The organism is Stenotrophomonas sp. A3_2, assembly GCF_036624925.1.
In the GTDB taxonomy this organism is placed as follows: Bacteria; Pseudomonadota; Gammaproteobacteria; order Xanthomonadales; family Xanthomonadaceae; genus Stenotrophomonas; species Stenotrophomonas hibiscicola.
This window is the reverse complement of sequence record NZ_JAZKVY010000201.1, coordinates 1-451: the sequence shown is the minus strand read 5'-3', so window position 1 is coordinate 451 and position 451 is coordinate 1. Positions and strand designations below refer to the sequence as shown.

General features: G+C 69.4%; 1 pseudogene. It reads right to left on the bottom strand.

Annotated features, from left to right (window positions below):
* Positions 1-130: 130 nt before the first annotated feature.
* A pseudogene (locus R5H29_RS06700) lies at positions 131-451 on the bottom strand (hypothetical protein); the annotation flags it as partial.

The following is a 451-nucleotide window of genomic DNA, read 5'->3' as shown; positions in this document are numbered from 1 at the left end:
GTCCGGGCCGAGCACGAAACGGATCAGCCGCGCGCGCTCCCCTTGCTCACGCGTGACAAGGCAGCGCCGGAGCGGTCCGCGCTCCGGCTCGTCCTCGATCTCCTCCAGATGTGGCGCCGGCTCGCTCGTCTCAAGCCTCCGCTTCGCCGGTCTGCGCGGCGGGCTCGGCCGAGCCTTCCTCGCCGTGTGCGCTGGACGGCTCCTCGTCGTGTGCGTTTGACGGCTCTTCGCCGTGTGCGTTGGACGGCTCCTCGCCGTCGAACCAATGCGCGCGCGCGGCCATGATGATGTCGTTCGCGGTCGCCTCGTCGATCGCCTCGGCGCCCAGGATCTCCACTAGCTCGTCGCCCGCGAGATCGGCCAGATCGTCGAGCGTCTTCACGCCCTTCTCGCCCAGGGTCACCAGCATCTGCGGCGTGAAGAACTCGAAGCTGGCGACGTCGTCGGTCAC